This is a genomic window from Pseudomonas sp. GLN_2, from assembly GCF_043106005.1.
GTDB lineage: Bacteria > Pseudomonadota > Gammaproteobacteria > Pseudomonadales > Pseudomonadaceae > Aquipseudomonas > Aquipseudomonas alloputida.
Map to the genome: position 1 here is coordinate 85,047 of NZ_JBICMC010000103.1, position 17,065 is coordinate 102,111.

The window sequence follows — 17,065 nt, forward strand, 5'->3', positions numbered from 1 at the left end:
CACACCATCCTGCCCGCATTAGCACTGATGTACAGGTGAAATCGCCAGCCATCGGGGTTTCACAGTTTTCCTTGGATAAAAAGAAGCACGGGGTACACAACTGATGGACGCAACATCCACAACCACCACCGCGAAAAGCGGGCACGAGAGCAAGCTCAGTGCCTCGCTGAAGTCGCGCCACCTGACGATGATGTCGATCGCCGGGGTTATTGGCGGCGCCTTGTTCGTCGGTTCCGGCAGCGTGATCCACAGTGCCGGCCCAGCCGCTGTCCTGGCCTACCTGGCAGGCGGCATCCTGGTGGTGCTGATCATGCGCATGCTGGGTGAAATGGCGACTTCCTCGCCTGACACCGGCTCGTTCTCAACCTACGCCGACCGCGCCATTGGCCGTTGGGCCGGTTTCACCATCGGCTGGCTGTACTGGTGGTACTGGGTCATTCTCATGGCCTGGGAAGCCTATGTGGCGGGCAAGATCCTGCATGGCTTCTTCCCCGACGTCAGCGTCAACGTGTTCGTGCTGGCCACGACCCTGTTGCTGATCACCGTCAACTTCTTCAACGTCAAGCACTACGGTGAGTTCGAGTTCTGGTTCGCCTTGATCAAGGTGATTGCGATCGTCTGCTTCCTGATCGTGTGTACCGCTGCCGTGATGAACATCTGGCAGTTCGGTGAAGTGCGCGGCATCAGCCACCTCACCGCCGAAGGCTTCATGCCCAATGGCATCACCACTGTGATCGGTGCCTTGCTCGGGGTGATGTTCGCCTTCCTCGGCGCCGAAATCGTCACCATCGCCGCTTCCGAAGCCAAGGACCCGGCTGCGCAGATCGTCAAGGCGACCAACTCGGTGGTCTGGCGTGTGTGCCTGTTCTACGTCGGCTCGATCTTCCTGATCGTCTGCCTGGTACCGTGGAACGACCCGCACCTCGGTGTTTCTGGCTATGGCGCCTATCGCCGTACCCTGGAACTGCTGGGCGTGCCGTATGCCGAGCTGCTGATGAACTTCGTGGTGCTGACTTCGGTGAGCAGCTGCCTGATCTCGGGCCACTACACCGCTTCGCGCATGCTGTTCTCCCTGGCCCAGCGTGGCGATGCGCCGTCGTTCTTCAAGATCACCCGCGCCGGCACCGGTGTACCGGTGTACGCGATCATGGGCTCGTGCGCCGTGGCCGTGGTGTGTGCATTGATCAACTTCAGCGAGACCCTGCGCCCCAAAGACGTGCTGGACACCCTGATGAACACCACCGGCATGATCGCCCTGCTGGTGTACCTGGTCATCGCCTTCTCGCAGCTGCGCATGCGCCGCAAGCTGATTGCCGAGGGCAAGGAAGTACGCCTGAAGATGTGGCTGTTCCCGTGGCTGACCTACCTGGTGATCGCGTTCATCGTGGCTGCCCTGGTCACCATGGCCTTCATGCCTGACTACCAGATTCTGGTCATTTCTACCGGTATCGCTGCGGCGGTCGTGGTGGCGATGGGTGTGGTGCACCAGATCCGCTCTGGTAGCAAGCAGCACTAAGCGTCACTCGCGTCTGGAAACGGCCGGCTCCCTTGGGGACCCGGCCGTTTCGCGTTGTTGGGCCTGGGCTTTTTCTGCTGGCATGTGGAAACGCTGGTTCATCCACGGTGAACCGAGCAGGGCGGCCGCAGCGATCAGGGCCAGGATGGCGAGGGCGATGTAGGTCTTCAAGGGCGTGCGCATGCAAGGACTGACTTCAAGCAGAGGTGATCAGTTCCGGGGTAATCCGTTCGCAACCGTCCCGCCGGGCGACAGATGGCATATGCTAGGCACATTGCCCGCCCAAAGGAGCCGCACATGGCCTGGTCCGCCAACCAGTATTCCCTGTTCGAAGACGAACGCACACGCGCCGTACGCGACCTGATTGCCGCCATCCCGCCACGGCCGGTGCGCCACGCCACCGACCTGGGGTGCGGCCCCGGTAACTCGACCGAAGTGCTGCTGCAACGTTACCCCGATGCTCAGGTGACGGCGCTGGACAGCGACCCGGACATGATCGACAAGGCCCGTGAGCGCAAGCGGCTGTGCATCCCGCGTGTGCGCACGGTCATTGCCGACATTGCCGGCTGGGCTGCCCCCGAGCCGCAGGACCTGATCCTGGCCAATGCCTCGCTGCAATGGGTACCTGACCACGCCTTGCTGTATCCGCACCTGGTGCGCCAGCTCAGCGAAGGCGCCAGCCTGGCCGTGCAGACCCCGGACAACCTCGACGAGCCGGCCCATCGGCAGTTGCGCGAGATCGCAAGCCAAGGCCCCTGGGCGGCGAAGTTCGTTGACCTGCAGCTGCCGCCACGGCACAACGCGGCGTTCTACTACGACTTGCTCAGCCCGCTGTGCGCACGGGTGGACGTGTGGCGCACCACCTATCATCACCCGTTGGTGGGGGGCGCCGAAGCGGTAGTGGAATGGTTCAAGGGCTCGGCGTTGCGGCCTTATCTGGCCAGGCTTGATGAGCAGGAGCAGGCCGACTTCCTGCAGATGTACCTGCAGGCCATGCAGCGCGATTATCCGCCGGCCTCTGATGGCAAGGTCCTGTTGCCCTTCCCGCGGTTGTTCGTGATCGCTACCCGCTAGGACGGCGCCAGCGCCAGGCCACGTAGCTGTAGATGCCAAGGTTCAGCGCCAGCACGAGGGTGCCCAGCAGCAGCTGGATCTGCGGGGTCAGGCCGGCGGGGTAGATCAGTGGCCAGACGTAGTGCTCGACGAAGCTGCCCTGGTAACCTGCGTCACCGGCGGCATTGCGCATGCGGTTTTCCCAGGTGGTGAGCGGGCAGCCCAGGTGCAGGCACTCCACCGCCAGGCCCCAGGCCAGGGCCGGCAAGTGCAGCAACAGGGCAGGGCGCCAGCGCAGCACCAGCAGCCCCCCGAACAGCACCAGCAGGATGAAGGCCAGGTGCAGCAGCACCAGGGTGTCGGCGGCAAGGCGGTAGAGCATGGGGTGGGCGCCCGGGGATTGGGGTTATCCCAGCATAGTCGGGTTGCCTGATCTGGCCCCTTCACGGGCTCGCCCGCTCCCACAGCATCACCACAGATTCCGGATGCCGCGCAGGACCTGTGGGAGCGGGCGAGCCCGCGAAAAGGCCAGCACAGGCCTACCCCCCTTCCTCGACCATCTGCAGGAAAGTCGCCACCACCCGGCGTGTACGCTGCTCGCTCAGGCACACCAGGGTCTCGGTCAAATGCCGCTGGCAATCGACAATCGGCAACGCACACACCCGCGCATCGGCACCGAACTCCGCCGCCGACACCACGCCCACACCAATCCCTACCACTACCGCTTCACGCGCCGCTTCCCGGCCTTCCACCTGGATCGCAGCGCGTATCCGCAGGCCGGCACGTTGCATCTCTTCTTCCAGCGTTTGCCGCGTTACCGAGCCGGGCTCGCGCAGCACCAGTGGCGTGTCGTCCAGGTCGGCCAGGCTGATCGAGCCACGGCTGGCCCATGGGTGGTGGTGGGAAACGAACGCCACCATCGGGTCACGACGCAGCGGCAGGCAATGCAGGCGCTCATCGTCGACATCCCGCCCCAGCAGGGCCAGGTCGGCCTGATAGCTGAACAGCCGCGCCAGCGATTCGTCGGTATTGCCCGTTTCAATCTTCACCTGGATACCTGGATAACGCTGGCAGAAGCGGGCGATCTGCGGCAGCACGTGCACCGGCGCATCCACTGCCAGCACCAGGCTGCCGGTGTGCAGCGCACGCGAGTCGTGCAGCAGCTCCTGTGCCTCGGCCTCGCAGGCGAACAGGCGTTGGCTGATGCCCAGCAGCCGCTCACCAAGGTCGGTGAGCTGCACCGAGCGTTTGTTGCGGTGGAACAGCAATACGCCGAAGCGCTCTTCCAGTTTGCGCACCTGATCGGACACCGCAGGCTGGGTAAGAAACAGCCTTTCTGCAGCGCGGGTAAAGCTGCCGTGCACGGCCACCGCGTGGAAAGCCTTGAGTTGAGCGTGGGAAACCGACATGACGACCTCAGTAACAAGCTGGGCTTATGTGTGTAATACGATAAATCGATTTTATTTATCTTACAGCAACTGTTTCCATGGATTTCAGCCCGACGCTGGCACCACGAATGCCGCCAGGGCCATGGCGCTCACACGGCGCCACCTGACCCGATGACAGCCTCGTCATCGCTGTGCGTAACACAAGAACAAGACAGGCGTTTCTTCACATTCTGCCGGCACACTTGAGCAAGAGGTCAGACTTACATGAATCAATCCCTAGCCGCGTTCAAACGCTGGCGCATCCAGATTTTCGCCATCACCTGGCTGGCTTACGCCGCCTTCTACTTCACCCGCAAAGCCTTCTCGGTGGCCAAACTGGGCATCGCCGAAGACCCAGGCTTCATGCTCGACAAGGCCGCCATGGCCAACCTGGATGCCATCTACCTGGCCGCCTATGCCGTGGGCCAATTCACCTGGGGCATGCTTGCCGACCGCTTCGGCCCGCGCGTGGTCGTGCTGGGCGGGTTGCTGATTTCTGCGGCGGCGGCAGTGGTGATGGGCAGTTACGCAACCTTCCCGATCTTCGCCACCTGCATGCTGGTACAGGGCCTGGCGCAATCCACCGGCTGGGCCGGCTTGTGCAAGAACATCGGCAGCTTCTTCCCGGCTTCGCAGCGCGGGCGGGTGCTGGGCCTGTGGAGTTCCTGCTATGCCTTCGGCGGCCTGGTGGCCTCGCCGTTCGCGGGCTGGTGGGCCTACACCCTGGTGGGCACCTGGCATGCGGCGTTCTTCTCCAGCGCGGTCGTGGTGGCGCTGGTGGCGGTGCTGTTCTTCTTCCTGCAGCGCAACAAACCCGAGGACGTCGGCTTGCCGGCGGTTGAGCCCGAGCCGCAAAGCATGGCCCCGGCCGACAACCTGTGCAGCGTGTGGGCACCCCTGCGGGAAATCTTGCGCAACCGCACGGTGTTGACCCTGGGCCTGGCGTATTTTCTGCTGAAGCCGGCCCGCTACGCCATCTTGCTGTGGGGCCCTGTGATCGTCTTCGAGCAGATGCCCTCGGTGGGCAAAGTGGGCGCGGCAATCATCCCGACTGCTTTCGAACTGGCCGGGCTGCTTGGCCCGATCATGATCGGCCTGGCCTCGGACAAACTGTTTGGCGCCCGGCGCATGCCGGCCTGCGTGATCAGCCTGGTGCTGCTGACCTTGACACTGGCGGCGTTCATGGCGGCCATGCACACCGGCAGCGTGCTGCTGGTGGTGGCGCTGCTGTTCGTCATGGGCCTGACCCTGTACGGGCCGGACTCGATGATCAGCGGCGCTGCAGCCATCGACTTCGGCACCGCCAAGGCCGGCGCCACCGCAGCAGGTTTCGTCAACGGCTGTGGCTCGGTGGGCGCGGTGCTGGGTGGGCTGCTGCCGGGTTACTTCGACGGCGTCACGGTGTTCATCGTGTTCGCGGGCTGTGCGCTGTTCTCGGCGCTGGTGTTGCTGCCGCACTGGAACAGCCGCCCGGCCAGCAGCGCGCAAGGCACCGACGTGGCACCGAACACCAGCATGGCAATCAAGCCACTGCGTACTTAAAGGAAAGCGAGCGAATGAGACCCTTCTGGCTGCAACAGGCCCTGGATTCGGCGCAGGAGGCGGTATGCCCGCCGCTGCAAGGCGATACCCGTTGCGATGTGTGCATTGTCGGCGGCGGCTACACCGGCCTGTGGACGGCACTGATGCTCAAGGAAGCGGTACCGGCCCTGGATGTGGTGCTGATCGAGGCCGACATCTGTGGTGCCGGTGCCAGCGGCCGCAATGGGGGGTGTGCGTTGTCCTGGTCGGCCAAGTACTTCACCCTCGAACGCCTGTTCGGGGCGGCGGAGGCGGTGCGGCTGGTGCGCGAGTCGGAGCGCAGCATCGCAGACATCGGTGTGTTCTGCGCGGCCAATGGCATCGACTGCGACTACCGCCTGGACGGCACGCTGTACACGGCCACCAACGCAGCGCAGGTCGGTGCCACCGACGCGGTGATCGCCGCGTTGGAGCACAAGGGCATCAACTCGTTCCGCCGCTTGCCGCTGGAGCAGGTGCAGCGCCTGGCCGGTTCGGCACGGCACCTGGAGGGCTGGTTCTCGCCGGCCGCCGCCACCGTGCAGCCTGGCAAACTGGTGCGCGGCCTGCGCCGCGTGGCCTTGCAGCGCGGCGTGCGCCTCTACGAAGGCACCGCCATGACCGGCCTGGAGCACGGCGCCCCGGTGCAGGTACGCACGGCCCACGGCACGCTGCGCGCCGACCGTGTAGTGCTGGGCCTCAATGCCTGGATGGCGCGCGTCTTCCCGCAGTTCGAGCGCAGTGTGGCGATCGTTTCCAGCGACATGGTCATTACCGAACCGTGCCCCGAGCTGCTGCGCCAGATCGGCCTGGACAGCGGCATCAGCGTGCTCGACTCGCGTATTTTCGTGCACTACTACCACAACACCTCCGATGGCCGGCTGATGCTCGGCAAGGGCGGCAACACGTTTGCCTATGGCGGGCGCATGTTGCCGGTGTTCGACCAGCCGTCGCCGTATCGGCGGTTGCTGCGCGAAAGCCTTGGCGGCTTTTTCCCGGCCTTGGCCGAGGTGCCACTGGCGGCCAGCTGGAACGGGCCGTCGGATCGCTCGGTAACCGGCCTGCCGTTCTTTGGTCGGTTGGACGGGCAGGGCAACGTGTTCTACGGCTTTGGTTACTCCGGCAGCGGTGTTGGCCCGTGCCACATGGGCGGGCAGATTCTTTCGTCGCTGGCGCTGGGGCTGGACAACCCGTGGACCCGGTCGCCGCTGGTCAAAGGGCCGCTGGGGCTGTTCCCGCCCGAGCCTATCCGCTACCTGGGCTCGCTGATGGTGCGCAATGCCATCCGCCGCAAGGAGCAGGCCGAAGATCGTGGTGTGCGCCCGCGAAGGCTGGACGTGCGGTTGGCGCGGTTTGCTGCAGCGGCGGGCAAGGCCGATAAAGGCTGATGAGATTTCTTGTCGATCCCATGCTCGAGGGCGTATAAAATGCACCCACTTTTGGCCGGTCGCTTCCTGAACCGGCCGCTGAAACAAGAGAGTCGACATGGGCGCACAGTGGAAAGCCAAACATAGAGAAACAGCGGCCAATGCCAAAGGCAAGATCATGGGCAAGCTGTCCAAGGAAATCCAGATCGCGGCCAAGTCGGGTGCCGATCCCGACATGAACCCGCGCCTGCGCCTGGCCATCGTCCAAGCCAAGAAGGCTTCGATGACCCGCGAGACCCTGGATCGGGCAATCCGCAAGGGCGCAGGCCTGGACGGTGATGCCGTGCAATACCATGCGGTGAGCTATGAAGGTTTCGCACCGCACCAGGTACCGCTGATCGTCGAGTGCCTGACCGACAACATCAACCGCACCGTCGCGCAGATCCGCGTGCTGTTCCGCAAGGGCCAGCTGGGTGCCAGCGGTTCGGTAGCGTGGGACTTCAACCATGTCGGCCTGATCGAAGCCACGCCTGCGAGCGCGGACGCTGATCCGGAAATGGCCGCGATCGAAGCCGGTGCCCAGGACTTCGAGGAAGGTGAAGAAGAGGGCTCGACCCTGTTCATCACCGACACCACCGACCTGGACGCGGTGCAGAAGGCCCTGCCGGAGCATGGTTTCACCGTGACTGCGGCAAAAATCGGCTACACCCCTAAAAACCCGGTAAGCGCGGCCAGCCTGAGTGCTGAAGCGTTGGCCGAGGTCGAAGCGTTCCTCGAGGCGATCGACGAGCACGATGACGTGCAGAACGTCTATGTTGGCCTGACTGAATAAACGTCGAGGCCGCGTTGCGGCCTGTTCGCGGGCAAGCCCGCTCCCGCAGGTTTTCACGATGCTGAACGATGTGAGAACACTGTGGGAGCGGGCTTGCCCGCGAATAGGCTTTTGAATTCCACCGCAGGGAGCCTGCATGAACCCCACCTTCGCCTCCCTCAGCCTCGCCCACCTGCGTACCCTCGACCACCTGTTGCAGCTTAAAAACCTCAGCCACGCGGCCGAGCGCCTGGGCGTCAGCCAATCGGCCCTGAGCCGCCAGTTGGCCCACCTGCGCGAAGCCTTCGATGATCCATTGCTGGTGCGCCAAGGGCGTGGTTACGTGCTTAGCGAACACGCCGAAGCCCTGGTCGAGCCTTTGCGCCAGGTGCTCGAAGAACTGCACGCGCTGCGCCAGCCCGCCATCTTCGACCCGGCGCGTTGCGAGCGGCGGTTCTGCCTGGCCGCTTCGGATTATGTGGCCGAGCACATGCTGCCGCTGCTGGTGGCGGCCCTGGAGCGCGAAGCGCCAGGTGTGTCGCTGGAGTATCGCACCTGGCAGGCAGGCCAGTACGCCTTGCTGGCCAGCGGAGAAATCGACCTGGCGACCACCTTGTTCGACGAGTCGCCGCCCAACCTGCATGGGCGGCTGCTGGGTGAGGACCGCGCGGTATGCCTGATGCGCCAGGATCACCCGCTGGCCGCGCAGGCCGCGCTCAGCCAGGCCGACTACCTGGCGTACAAGCATGTGCGCATTTCGGGCGGTGGCGACAAGGACAGCTTCATCGACCGGCACTTGCGCGCACAGGGCCTGCAGCGGCGGGTCAGCCTGGAAGTGCCGTTCTTCTGCGCCACGGTACAAGTGATTGCCAACAGTCAGGCAGTGGCCACGGTCCCCGAGCATATTGCCCGGCAGTTGTGCCGTTTACATCACCTGGCCTGGCGGCCACTGGGCTTCATTGACCACAGCCAGCGCTATTGGGTGGTGTGGCACCAGCGCCTGCAGGCCTCGGCCGAGCACCGCTGGTTGCGCAACCGGGTGTTCGAGCTGTGGCGTCAGTCGCAGTTCGGGGTGCAGGGTGGGCATGCGGGTTTGCCATAGCAGCTATGCGTGAAGCGGGGTTATTCGGCTGGGGATAGGTGCCTAGACTGGAGCATTGTGTTGATTGTGCGGCTTCTTCGCGGCTGTAGGCGCGGGTTTACCCGCGAAAGGGCCAGCACAGGCGATGGATAACCCCAGGAGAGCTAGCGTGACCCCCGAACAATTCCGCCAGTACGGCCACCAACTGATCGACCTGATTGCCGACTACCGCCAGACCGTGGGCGAACGCCCGGTCATGGCCCAGGTCGAACCTGGCTATCTCAAGGCCGCCTTGCCCGCAACTGCCCCTCAACAAGGCGAACCTTTCGCGGCCATTCTCGACGACGTCAATAACCTGGTCATGCCCGGCCTTTCCCATTGGCAGCACCCGGATTTCTATGGCTATTTCCCTTCCAATGGCACCCTGTCCTCGGTGTTGGGGGACTTCCTCAGTACCGGTCTGGGCGTGCTGGGCCTGTCCTGGCAATCCAGCCCGGCCCTGAGCGAACTGGAAGAAACCACCCTCGACTGGCTGCGCCAGTTGCTTGGCCTGTCTGGCCAGTGGAGTGGGGTGATCCAGGACACTGCCTCGACCAGCACCCTGGTGGCGCTGATCAGTGCCCGTGAACGCGCCACTGACTACGCCTTGGTACGTGGTGGCCTGCAGGCCGAGCCCAAGCCTTTGATCGTGTATGTCAGCGCCCACGCCCACAGCTCGGTGGACAAGGCTGCACTGCTGGCAGGTTTTGGCCGCGACAATATCCGCCTGATCCCCACTGACGACCGCTACGCCCTTCACCCAGAAGCACTGCAGGCGGCGATCGCGCAGGACTTGGCTGCCGGCAACCAGCCCTGCGCCGTGGTTGCCACCACCGGCACCACGACGACCACAGCCCTTGACCCGCTGCGTGCGGTGGGCGAAATCGCCCAGGCCAATGGGCTGTGGTTGCACGTTGATTCGGCCATGGCCGGCTCGGCGATGATCCTGCCCGAGTGCCGCTGGATGTGGGACGGCATCGAGCTGGCCGATTCGGTGGTGGTCAACGCGCACAAATGGCTGGGTGTGGCCTTCGATTGCTCGATCTACTACGTGCGCGATCCGCAGCACCTGATTCGAGTGATGAGCACCAATCCCAGCTACCTGCAGTCGGCGGTGGATGGCGAGGTGAAGAACCTGCGCGACTGGGGCATTCCGCTGGGCCGTCGGTTCCGTGCGTTGAAGCTGTGGTTCATGTTGCGCAGCGAGGGTGTCGACGCATTGCAGGCGCGGCTGCGGCGTGACCTGGACAATGCCCAGTGGCTGGCGGGGCAGGTCGAGGCGGCGGCGGAGTGGGAAGTGTTGGCGCCGGTACAGCTGCAAACCTTGTGCATTCGCCATCGACCGGCGGGGCTTGAAGGGGAGGCGCTGGATGCGCATACCAAGGGTTGGGCCGAGCGGTTGAATGCATCCGGCGATGCTTATGTGACGCCGGCTACACTGGACGGGCGGTGGATGGTGCGGGTTTCGATTGGTGCGCTGCCGACCGAGCGGGGGGATGTGCAGCGGCTGTGGGCACGTCTGCAGGACGTGATCAAGGGCTGAAGCCTTCGCGGGCAAGCCCGCTCTCTAGGGATCGCATCAGGGCTGAAGCCAGTACGGTACCTGTGTGAGCGGGCTTGCCCGTGAAGGGGCTGCAAGGCAGCCCCTGCAATCTATCAGTGGCTCACCGCCTGAAAGCTACCTTTACGGCTGGCTTCATAGGCAGCCTTTTCCATCGGCTTGGCGTCTGGGTTGCCCAGGTCGTCCATTGCCAGGCGGTGGGTTTCCGGGGCAATGTAGGCCGCCAGGGCGCACACGCCGGTGATGAAGAAGGCCAGCCCACCGACTACCAGCGGAATGTTGTCCGAGCCGGGTGGGGCAACCATTGCGAACAGCGCGGGCAGCATGGCGGTCAGCATGGTGCCGATGTTCTGCGCGATGGCCATGGCCGTAACGCGGTAGCGGGTGTGGAACAGCTCTGGGTAGAAGCTTGGGAACACCGCGTTGTAACCCTGGTAGACCATGCCCCACATGACGATCGAGGCGGCGAACGCCATTGGCACGTTCTGGATGCTGATCGCATACAGGTAGACGAAGGCCAGCAGGCCAGAGCCCAGGCAGCCAGCGATCATGGTCGGGCGACGGCCGATCTTGTCCGACAGGTTGCCCACGAACGGGATCACCAGCACCGCGACGATGTTGCCGACCACCGGAATCCACAGGTACACGCTCTTGTCGAAGCCGATGCCATACGCCGGCTGCACCGCGTAGGCCGCACCGAAGATGGTGGCCACGACCGGGATCACGTTCATCAGGGCCATGAACATCACCAGCACCATGTGCTTCCAGCTGTGGCGGAAGGCCTCGCTGATGGGCGACTTGGCAACCTTGTCCTGTTTCTCTTCTTGCACGAACGCTGGGGTTTCGTGCACTTCCTTGCGGATGATGAAGCCGGCAATCAGCACGATGGCGCTCATCAGGAACGGAATGCGCCAGCCCCATTCGGTAAAGGCTTCGCTAGGCATGAAGTAAGCCAGTGGCAGGAATACCGCCGCCGCCAGAACCTGGCCCGCTTGCACACCTTGCAGGGTGAAACTGGCGTAGTAGCCTCTTCGGCCAAACGGCGCGTGCTCCATGATCATCGAGCTGGCACCGGAAATTTCCCCGGCCACGGCAAAGCCCTGGATCAGGCGCAACACCACCAGCAAGGCCGGTGCGAGGTAGCCGATGTCGTGGTAGGTGGGTAGCAGGCCGACAGCCATGGTCGACAGGCCCATCAGGAACATGCACAGCAGCAGGACGTTCTTGCGACCGCGGGTGTCACCCCAGTGGCCCAGTACGAAGGCGCCGATCGGGCGTGCCAGGTAGCCCACGCCATAGGTGGCCAACGAGGCAATGATGGCCATTTTCGGGTCGGTGTTAGGGAAGAAAATCTGCGGGAAAATCAGCGCAGCGGCCTGGGCGTAGATGAAGAAGTCGTAGTACTCGAGTGCCGAGCCTATCCATCCACTGGCGGTCGCTTTCTTTGCTTGCGAGCTGGAGTGAGCCATCGTTGTCTCCGTTGTTATTGTTGTTTGCGCAGGTTCCGCCAGAGGTTATGCCAAGGCAGGAGGCAACGGTCGGTGTGCCTGCGTCTGTGGTCCATGTTGACCACGGGCCCGCGGTCTAGCAATTCGCTAAAACGGGTTTTGTGCGATAATCGAACGCAAAACTAACCATTCCGTACAAAGGGATTGAAGCGACGACTTTACCTGCGAATAATCGATCGTGCCATAAACTGTGACAGGGGTTGTTTGCCCGAATGGCACCGTATTCCTCCAACAACAAGGAACTCCCGCCATGCAGCGTTCGATCGCTACCGTGTCCTTGAGCGGCACTCTGCCGGAAAAGCTCGAAGCCATCGCCGCCGCCGGTTTTGACGGCGTCGAGATCTTCGAGAACGATCTGCTCTATTACGCTGGCAGTCCGCGCCAGGTGCGCCAGATGTGCGCCGACCTGGGCATTGCCATCACCTTGTTCCAGCCCTTCCGCGACTTTGAAGGCTGCCGCCGTGACCGCCTGCAGAAAAACCTCGACCGCGCCGAACGCAAGTTCGACCTGATGCAGGAGCTGGGAACCGACCTGGTGCTGGTGTGCAGCAACGTCCAGGCCGATGCCCTGGGTGACGAGCAACTGTTGGTCGACGACCTGCGCCTGCTGGGCGAACATGCCGGCAAGCGAGGCCTGCGCATTGGTTACGAAGCGCTGGCCTGGGGCCGCCACGTCAACACTTACCAGCAAGTGTGGAACCTGGTGCGCCAGGCCGACCACCCGGCACTCGGGGTGATCCTCGACAGCTTCCACACCTTGTCGCTCAAAGGTGACCCAAGCGCGATCCGCGACATCCCCGGCGACAAGATCTTCTTCGTGCAAATGGCCGATGCGCCGATCCTGGCCATGGATGTGCTGGAGTGGAGCCGCCACTTTCGCTGCTTCCCGGGGCAGGGCGAAATGGACATGGCCGGTTTCCTGGCGCCGATCCTCGCCACGGGTTACCGTGGCCCGCTGTCGCTGGAAATCTTCAATGACGGCTTCCGCGCCGCACCGACTCGGCAGAATGCCGCCGACGGCTTGCGTTCGCTGCTGTACCTCGAAGAGCAGACCCGCTTGCGCCTGGAGCAGGAAAACACGCCGATCGAACCTGGCGTGCTGTTCTCCCCGCCGCCGGCCAGCGCTTATGACGGCGTGGAGTTCCTGGAGTTCGCGGTCGACGAAGCCGTCGGCGCGCGCCTGGGCAACTGGCTGAAGCGCCTGGGCTTTGCCGAAGCCGGCAAGCACCGCAGCAAAGAAGTGCAACTGCTGCGCCAGGGTGATATCAACATTGTGCTGAACGCCGAACCGTATTCCTTTGGCCACAACTTCTTCGAGGCCCATGGCCCGTCGCTGTGCGCCACTGCGCTGCGGGTCAAGGACCAGCAAGCGGCCCTGAAGCGGGCCACCGCCTTCCGTGGCCAGCCGTTCCGCGGCCTGGTCGGCCCCAACGAATGCGAAGTGCCGGCGGTGCGTGCGCCCGATGGCAGCCTGCTGTACCTGGTAGAGCAGGGCACTGCCGGCCACACCCTGTACGACACCGACTTCAGCCTGGACAACAACGCAACCGCTACCGGCGGCCTGCGCCGCATCGACCACATGGCGCTGGCCTTGCCGGCCGAGTCGCTGGACAGCTGGGTGCTGTTCTACAAGAGCTTGTTCGACTTCGCCGCCGACGACGAAGTGGTGCTGCCCGACCCGTATGGCCTGGTCAAGAGCCGCGCCCTGCGCAGCCAGTGCGGCACCTTGCGCCTGCCGCTGAACATCTCGGAAAACCGCAACACCGCCATCGCCCATGCGCTGTCAAGCTACCGTGGTTCGGGCGTGCATCACATCGCTTTCGATTGTGACGACATCTTCCGCGAAGTGGCGCGGGCCAAGCTGGCAGGGGTACCGCTGCTGGAAATCCCGCTGAACTACTACGACGACCTGGCGGCGCGTTTCGATTTCGACGACGAGTTCCTCAGCGAACTGGCGTACTACAACGTGCTGTACGACCGTGACGCTCAAGGTGGTGAGCTGTTCCACGTCTATACCGAGCCGTTCGAGGAGCGTTTCTTCTTCGAGATCATCCAGCGCAAGGCGGGGTACGCCGGTTACGGCGCTGCCAACGTTGCGGTGCGCCTGGCAGCCATGGCCAAGGCCCGTAGCGGAGCGGCACGCAAGCCGGTGCTGTAGTCGCCTGCACCGGCCTGTCTTGTGGGAGCGGGGTGAACCCCGCTTCCACAGGATCGTTACGGCCCGATTCAGTGACGCTCAGCCACCATCAACAACGACTGCGGCACCGCGCTCTGCGGGTGCTGCGGTTCCTGCAGACTGACCAGTCTCAACCCCGCCATGTCCAGCGCATTCAGCCAGCTGGCCAGGGTGCGGAAATACCAAGGCATCGGTTGCCAATCCCCGGCGAACCCGGCAAAAGACTCCTCTCGCCAGCCATCCTGATAAGCCCCACCGGCCACGCTCCACGGGTGCAGGGTCTGGATCACCAGCGCACCGCCTGGCACCAGCAAAGTACGCATGGCCGACAACAGTTCAATGATGTCCTGGTGCAACAGCGCGAAGTTGGCGCAGATCACGTCATAGTCCTTGCCAACATGTACCTTCGCCTCAGCCAGCTGCGCATAGCTGGCCAGGTGCACCTCACCCGCGCCCGCAGCCCGCGCTGCATCCACCAGGGTGCTGTCGCCGTCGACGCCCACGGCCTCGATACCCCGGCTGGCCAGCGCGCGCAGCAGCCAGCCCTCACCGCAGCCCAGGTCGAGCACCCGTTCGGGCTGGCGGCCGAGGATGGCCAGCAGGATGGCCTGGTCGGTGACCTGGCGACGGCTTTCGATGGCGCCGCTGCGTACGGCGTCGATCCAGACTTGGGCGTTATGGTGCCAACTGTCGAGCAAGGCGTCTTCAGGGTTGCGCATGATCGGCTCCATCAGCGGAAAAGGTGAAGGGCAAGCCCGGCAACGGCGCAGCCGATCAACACGTGTATCACCCCGCGCTTGTAGCGGAACAGCGCCACAGCCGCCGCGAGCGCTATCACAGCCGAGGACCAGTGGAACGCCCCATCGAACCCGGCCGGCCACAGCACGTGGTAGCCGAAGAACAGCGCAAGGTTGAGGATTACCCCCACCACCGCCGCAGTGATCCCGGTCAGTGGGGCGGTGAACTTCAGTGTGTTGTGGGTCGACTCCACCAGCGGGCCTCCGGCGAGGATGAACAGGAACGAGGGCAGGAAGGTGAACCAGGTCACCAGGCTCGCTGCCACTGCGCCCGCGAGGAACGCCTGGTGGGCGCCGAACATCGGCTGCAGGTAGCCGCCGACGAAACCGACAAAGGCCACCACCATGATCAGCGGCCCGGGCGTGGTCTCGCCCAGCGCCAGGCCATCGATCATCTGCGTGGGCGACAGCCAGCCATAGTGGCCGACAGCTCCTTGATAGACATAGGGCAGCACCGCATAGGCACCGCCGAAAGTCAGCAGCGCCGCCTTGGTGAAGAACCAGCCCATTTGCGTCAGTGTGCCGTGCCAGCCAAAGGCCGCCATCAGCAGGCCCATGGGCAGAAGCCAAAGCGCTGCAACTGCCAGCAGCAAAGTCACCAGGCGGCCCCAGCTGAAGCGGGCGTGCGCGGGTATCGGGGTATCGTCGTCGATCAACGCCGGGCGCTGGCGGGGGCTGGCTGCGCTGTGGCCACCACCGGGCGCGAACTGTGCCGGCAGTAGTCGGCCGCCGACATAACCCAGCAGTGCGGCCGCCAGCACGATCAGCGGGAAGGGGACGTCAAGCGCGAAAATGGCCACGAACGAGGCCGCGGCAATGGCCCATAACCAGCCGTTCTTCAGCACCCGCGTGCCAATGCGATGGGCGGCATGCACGACGATGGCGGTCACGGCCGGCTTGATCCCTTCGAAAATCCCGGCGACCACCGGTACTTCGCTCCAGGTCAGGTACACCCACGACAGGCCTATCAGGATGAGCAGCGACGGGAGCACGAACAGAGCGCCGGCCATCACCCCGCCCCAGGTGCGGTGCATCAGCCAGCCGATGTAGGTGGCCAGTTGCTGGGCCTCGGGCCCGGGCAGCAACATGCAGTAGTTGAGGGCATGCAGGAAACGCCGTTCACTGATCCAGCGGCGCCGCTCCACCAGCTCCTGGTGCATGATCGCAATCTGCCCGGCCGGGCCGCCGAAACTGACGAAACCCAGCTTCAGCCAGAACAGCAATGCCTGGGCCAGGCCGACAGAGGCGGGTGTTTGCCCGGCAGTTGCTTGCAGGTGTTCAGCCATGCGGTGTGCCCTTGCTTTCAGCCAGTCGCAGCGCGTTGGCGCTTGATTCGGTACATGTGCCCGTCAGCATGGCGCAGTAACATGTCGGCATCGTTGCCGTCTTCGGGAAAGCGGGCCACGCCAATACTGCAGGACGGTGCATCGATGCCGGCAAACTCGGCATCGAGCGGTTCAGCCATGACCGCGAGAATGTACTGCACGTGCGTGGCAATGGCCTCCGGCGACGGGCAATCGGGCAATAACACGGTGAATTCGTCACCGCCCATCCGCGCTACCGTGCCAGCCGCCCCTACGCAGCTTTCCAGGCGGCGGGCCAGTGTGCACAGGACCCGGTCACCCACGCTGTGGCCGTGGTTGTCGTTGATCTGCTTGAAGTCATTGATATCGAGGAACAGCAAGGCCAGCCTGCGGTTGTGACGCCGGGCCGCGGCCAGGGCAGTGTCCAGCCGTTCATTGAACATGGCGCGGTTGGCCAGCCGGGTCAGAGGGTCATGATGGGCGAGGAAGCGCAGTTCGTCTTCGGCCTTGCGCTGGGCGGTAACGTCCCGCGCCACGCCGATACGCGCTTGGGCCTCCTCGGACCAGCAGGCCGCCCACAGAATGTGCACCACGCTGCCGTCCTTACGCAGGTAACGGTTGCAAAAGTCGTAGTGCGGCTGGCCGTTCATCACCCGCATGATCGAGGCGCGCGTGGCCGCGAGGTCGTCAGGGTGCATGTAGCGGGTAATCGGCGTGCCGATCAGTTCGCAGGCCTCGTAGCCCAGCAGTGTCTTGCAGGCATCACTGACGAACACGATCTGGTTGTCCCTGTCGACCACGAATACCGTGTCTAGCATCAGGTGGATCAGCCTGGGATACAACGCTTGCAGGTCTACGGGCATGG

Annotated in this window: 15 protein-coding genes; 8 read left to right on the plus strand and 7 right to left on the minus strand. The window is 64.0% G+C overall.

The features are described from left to right. Positions 1 to 103 precede the first annotated feature (103 nt). On the plus strand, positions 104 to 1,516 hold the full coding sequence (locus ACF8Q6_RS25395; protein WP_004575400.1) for an amino acid permease: 1,413 nt from the start codon (positions 104 to 106) through the stop codon (positions 1,514 to 1,516). A gap of 3 nt (positions 1,517 to 1,519) precedes the next feature. Here the strand turns inward: ACF8Q6_RS25395 and ACF8Q6_RS25400 are convergent, their stop codons facing one another. Next, positions 1,520 to 1,699 carry a hypothetical protein gene (locus ACF8Q6_RS25400; RefSeq protein ID WP_003250772.1) on the minus strand — a complete coding sequence of 60 codons (180 nt, stop codon included), beginning with the start codon at positions 1,697 to 1,699 and terminating at the stop codon, positions 1,520 to 1,522. Positions 1,700 to 1,813: 114 nt separating this feature from the next. Here ACF8Q6_RS25400 and tam point away from each other — a divergent pair, with 114 nt between their 5' ends. Then, the gene (gene tam / locus ACF8Q6_RS25405) at positions 1,814 to 2,590 is read left to right on the plus strand and encodes a trans-aconitate 2-methyltransferase (RefSeq protein WP_392490653.1); all 777 of its coding nucleotides are present in this window, start codon (positions 1,814 to 1,816) and stop codon (positions 2,588 to 2,590) included. On the opposite strand, the gene ACF8Q6_RS25410 is transcribed toward tam, so the two are convergent. Together ACF8Q6_RS25410 and ACF8Q6_RS25415 are read right to left on the minus strand one after the other, a co-directional pair. After that, positions 2,580 to 2,951 carry a DUF2784 domain-containing protein gene (locus ACF8Q6_RS25410; RefSeq protein WP_003250774.1) on the minus strand — a complete coding sequence of 124 codons (372 nt, stop codon included), beginning with the start codon at positions 2,949 to 2,951 and terminating at the stop codon, positions 2,580 to 2,582. The two genes, tam and ACF8Q6_RS25410, sit on opposite strands and share 11 nt — an antisense overlap. Positions 2,952 to 3,108: 157 nt before the next feature. Continuing rightward, positions 3,109 to 3,978: a LysR substrate-binding domain-containing protein gene (locus ACF8Q6_RS25415; protein WP_014753527.1), complete on the minus strand. Its 870-nt coding sequence runs from the start codon at positions 3,976 to 3,978 to the stop codon at positions 3,109 to 3,111. A 243-nt stretch (positions 3,979 to 4,221) separates the two neighbouring features. Here ACF8Q6_RS25415 and ACF8Q6_RS25420 point away from each other — a divergent pair, with 243 nt between their 5' ends. The 5 genes from ACF8Q6_RS25420 (at position 4,222) to ACF8Q6_RS25440 (ending at position 10,397) form a co-directional block, all read left to right on the plus strand. Then, complete coding sequence (locus ACF8Q6_RS25420; protein WP_392490654.1) at positions 4,222 to 5,538, plus strand: MFS transporter; 1,317 nt, start codon at positions 4,222 to 4,224, stop codon at positions 5,536 to 5,538. A gap of 14 nt (positions 5,539 to 5,552) precedes the next feature. After that, positions 5,553 to 6,944 carry an FAD-dependent oxidoreductase gene (locus ACF8Q6_RS25425; protein ID WP_012052836.1) on the plus strand — a complete coding sequence of 464 codons (1,392 nt, stop codon included), beginning with the start codon at positions 5,553 to 5,555 and terminating at the stop codon, positions 6,942 to 6,944. Positions 6,945 to 7,041: 97 nt separating this feature from the next. Beyond that, positions 7,042 to 7,755, plus strand: coding sequence for a YebC/PmpR family DNA-binding transcriptional regulator (locus tag ACF8Q6_RS25430; protein WP_004575404.1), 714 nt, complete (start codon positions 7,042 to 7,044; stop codon positions 7,753 to 7,755). A 136-nt stretch (positions 7,756 to 7,891) separates the two neighbouring features. Further along, complete coding sequence (locus ACF8Q6_RS25435; RefSeq protein ID WP_003250783.1) at positions 7,892 to 8,836, plus strand: LysR family transcriptional regulator; 945 nt, start codon at positions 7,892 to 7,894, stop codon at positions 8,834 to 8,836. Positions 8,837 to 8,984: 148 nt separating this feature from the next. Next, a complete protein-coding gene (locus ACF8Q6_RS25440) occupies positions 8,985 to 10,397 on the plus strand; it encodes a DOPA decarboxylase (RefSeq protein WP_392490655.1) in 1,413 nt (470 codons plus the stop codon). Positions 10,398 to 10,510: 113 nt separating this feature from the next. On the opposite strand, the gene ACF8Q6_RS25445 is transcribed toward ACF8Q6_RS25440, so the two are convergent. Next, entirely contained in the window at positions 10,511 to 11,884 is a 1,374-nt protein-coding gene (locus ACF8Q6_RS25445) for an MFS transporter (RefSeq protein WP_014860854.1), read from the minus strand. A 289-nt stretch (positions 11,885 to 12,173) separates the two neighbouring features. On the opposite strand from ACF8Q6_RS25445, the gene quiC reads away from it, so the two are divergent. Then, entirely contained in the window at positions 12,174 to 14,081 is a 1,908-nt protein-coding gene (gene quiC / locus ACF8Q6_RS25450) for a 3-dehydroshikimate dehydratase QuiC (protein WP_003250790.1), read from the plus strand. 68 nt (positions 14,082 to 14,149) lie between these two features. Here quiC and ACF8Q6_RS25455 read toward each other — a convergent pair whose 3' ends face one another. Genes ACF8Q6_RS25455 through ACF8Q6_RS25465 form a run of 3 tightly spaced genes read right to left on the minus strand, consistent with a single transcriptional unit; the run spans position 14,150 to position 17,063 of the window. Then, on the minus strand, positions 14,150 to 14,818 hold the full coding sequence (locus ACF8Q6_RS25455) for a class I SAM-dependent methyltransferase (protein ID WP_392490656.1): 669 nt from the start codon (positions 14,816 to 14,818) through the stop codon (positions 14,150 to 14,152). Between the two features lie 11 nt (positions 14,819 to 14,829). Beyond that, positions 14,830 to 16,182 carry a chromate efflux transporter gene (gene chrA / locus ACF8Q6_RS25460; RefSeq protein WP_392490657.1) on the minus strand — a complete coding sequence of 451 codons (1,353 nt, stop codon included), beginning with the start codon at positions 16,180 to 16,182 and terminating at the stop codon, positions 14,830 to 14,832. Positions 16,183 to 16,199: 17 nt separating this feature from the next. Further along, complete coding sequence (locus ACF8Q6_RS25465; RefSeq protein ID WP_392490658.1) at positions 16,200 to 17,063, minus strand: diguanylate cyclase domain-containing protein; 864 nt, start codon at positions 17,061 to 17,063, stop codon at positions 16,200 to 16,202. Positions 17,064 to 17,065: the final 2 nt, after the last annotated feature.